The sequence below is a fragment of the Collinsella aerofaciens genome (assembly GCF_039752985.1).
Classification (GTDB): domain Bacteria; phylum Actinomycetota; class Coriobacteriia; order Coriobacteriales; family Coriobacteriaceae; genus Collinsella; species Collinsella aerofaciens_BT.
Genome location: NZ_JBDMHA010000114.1, coordinates 1 through 2,879, shown reverse-complemented (window position 1 = coordinate 2,879; position 2,879 = coordinate 1). Strand labels below are relative to the sequence as shown.

General features: G+C 64.3%; 2 protein-coding genes and 1 pseudogene. 1 reads left to right on the top strand and 2 read right to left on the bottom strand.

Annotated features, from left to right (window positions below; genetic code table 11):
• Positions 1-417 (bottom strand): type III pantothenate kinase (locus ABHR76_RS09820; protein WP_346977608.1); only part of this gene is annotated, 417 nt, incomplete at its 3' end.
• Between the two features lie 193 nt (positions 418-610).
• Here ABHR76_RS09820 and ABHR76_RS09815 point away from each other — a divergent pair.
• Positions 611-2,314, top strand: coding sequence for an OPT/YSL family transporter (locus tag ABHR76_RS09815; protein ID WP_346977610.1), 1,704 nt, complete (start codon positions 611-613; stop codon positions 2,312-2,314).
• Positions 2,315-2,514: 200 nt separating this feature from the next.
• Here ABHR76_RS09815 and ABHR76_RS09810 read toward each other — a convergent pair.
• A pseudogene (locus tag ABHR76_RS09810) lies at positions 2,515-2,879 on the bottom strand (CAP domain-containing protein); the annotation flags it as partial.

The window sequence follows — 2,879 nt, the reverse complement described above, 5'->3', positions numbered from 1 at the left end:
GCCGTAGACGGCGCGGGCCGCCACGGCATCGGCGATGCGGTCGGGGCCGATCTCGGCCGGGTCATCGTAGTGCACGGGCATGCCGGTCTTAAGTCCCGGCCCTACGGTGAGCACGCGCCCCGTACAGGTACGGGAAAGCGCTACCTTCCACGGGCGCTCGAGCGCCGGGACCACGCAGCTCAGCACGGCAGCCGCGGGCACAAGCGCACCCGGCATGCCCGCATCGGCCGCCAGTGCGGCCATGACCTGCACGAGACGCATGCGCGCCTCGTCCGCTGTGATGCTCGACGGCGTGGTGATCTCGCACGTCGCAAGCGGACATTCCTGCGCCGCGGCCGAATCCTCTGCAAACAGGCCAAAGCGAATGAACGTGTTGCCCACGTCGACCGTCAATATATATGCGCACCCATTAAGCATCGCCGGCGCTCCTTTCGTCTGCCCAGCAGTATATCGCCTACCTAAACCAGTCATCCCAAAATGACTAGCTTGCGGCTATACTGGTGCGCGGTCGCACGCGAGCTCACGCGGCGGCCCTTGGTAACCCGACTTCCCGCGCCGTATCCGTAACGGCGCTCCCGGGGGAAGCGGATATACGCAAAGGAGTTTTATGATGAGCAATCCCTCGAACCGCGCCTCGATGCGCGGGCAACTCACGCTGCGCGGTGTCGTCATCGGCGTCCTTGGCTGCGTGATCATCACGGCAAGCTCGGCCTACACGGCCCTCAAGATGGGCGCCCTCCCCTGGCCGATCGTCTTCGCTGCCGTCATCTCGCTGTTCTTCCTTAAGCTCATGGGCAATGCCAGCCTCAACGAGGCCAACGTCACCCACACCATCATGTCCGCGGGCGCCATGGTCGCCGGCGGCCTGGCGTTTACCATCCCGGGCGCCTGGATGCTGGGCTATGCCGATCAGATCAGCTGGCTCGACATGTTTATCGTGGCACTCGCCGGCACCATCCTGGGCCTGCTGGCCACCGCGCTCATCCACCGTCACTTTATCGTAGACGCCGCGCTTGAGTTCCCCACCGGCAACGCCGCAGCTCAGACCCTGCGCGCCACCGAGGCCGGCGGCAAGACCGGCAAGCAGCTCTTTGGCTCTATGGCCATCGCAGGCATCTACAGCGTGCTGCGCGACGCCCTGGGCGTGGTACCCAGCATGCTATGCACGCTCAACATTCCCGGCGTGACCTTTGGCATCTACAACTCGCCCATGCTGCTCTCCGTCGGCTTCCTCGTGGGCTTCGCCCCGGTCGCCTTCTGGTTTGCCGGCGCCCTGCTGGGCAACTTTGGCATCATCGTGGGCGGCACCACTGCCGGTCTGTTCGACGTTGTGACTGCGCAGGGCATCGTCAAGTCCCTGGGCATGGGCCTCATGATGGGCTTTGGCGTCGCCGTCGTCCTCAAGGACATCCTGCCGCAGGTCGCCGGCATCGTCCGCGGTCTTGCCGCCGACAGCTCCACCGACACCGACGAGCAATCGCTCATCTCGGGCTCCCTTAAGCTCGACGCCGGCATCATCGGCCTGGGCGCTGCCGCCATCGCCGTGATCATCGCCATCGTGCTTGACCTTGGTCCCGTTCCGGCCGTCATCGTGACGCTGTTCACCTTTGTCACCACCATCATGAGCGCACAGAGCTGCGGCCAGACGGGCATCGACCCCATGGAGATCTTTGGCCTCATCGTTATGCTCATCGTGGCAGCCTTCGCGCAGATCGCTCAGGTAAAGCTGTTCTTTATCGCCGGCATCGTGGCCGTGGCGTGCGGCCTTGCGGGCGACGTCATGAACGACTTTAAGGCCGGCGCCGTGCTGGGCACCAACCCGCGTGCGCAGTGGATCGGCCAAGCCATTGGCGGCATCGTGGGCGCCCTGGTCGCCGCAGCCGTCATGGTCGCGCTCGTCACCGCCTATGGCCCGGACGCCTTTGGCCCCGACAAGAGCTTTGTTGCCGCGCAGGCAAGCGTCGTCGCCACCATGGTCTCGGGCATCCCGAGCGTGCCGTGGTTCGTTGGCGGCTTTATCGCCGGCATCGTCATGTACTGGCTCGGCATTCCGGCCATGATGATCGGCCTGGGCGTGTACCTGCCGTTCTACATGTCACTCACGGCATTCCTGGGCTCCTGCGTCAAGCTCGCCTACGACAAGTGGTCCGCCCACCGCGACGCCACCGCTGGTCTTTCTGACGAGGAGAGGGCTGCCAAGGACGCCGCCTTCCAGGAACAGGGCCTGGTTGTCGCCAGCGGCCTGCTCGGCGGCGAGTCCATCGTCGGCGTTATCCTGGCGTTTGTCTCTGTTGGCCTGAGCCTGCTGGGCTAAGTCGAGCAGTTGCTCGACAGCGACCATATTGCCTACGATTTGCCCGGTCGGTAGCTTTTGCGGCTGCCGACCGGGCTTTTTGATATCGAAACAAAGAAAGGCCGGCGCGCTGCGTTTAACAGCGCGTCGGCCTTATCGTTTGGCTAACGAGACGGTCCCGTTATGAATTGGAGTTCGTTGCAGAGCCGACGCTCGAATCACTACATGTGCTTGCGACGACGATCGCCCAGCGTCACGCCCGCAGCCACGAGCGTAATACCGCCGATAACGAAGACCTCGCCCGCAAGCGCGGAGTCATCACCGGTCTGGGCGAGCGCGGCAGGCGCAGCCTGTTTCTTGGCAACGGGGGCCTTTGCAGCAGCCTGCGCAACCTGAGGCTTGGCCTGCGGCTCAGCCTTGGGATGATACTTGTCGTACTCGGCCTGAGCGGCAGCCAAGGCATCCTTGGCATCTCCGAGCTCGGCCAGTGCAGCGGCATAGGCGTCGTTGGCGTCGGACAGCTTGGCATCGGCATCGCTCAGGGCAGCCTTGAGACCAGCGGCAGCATCGACAGCAGCCTTATAGC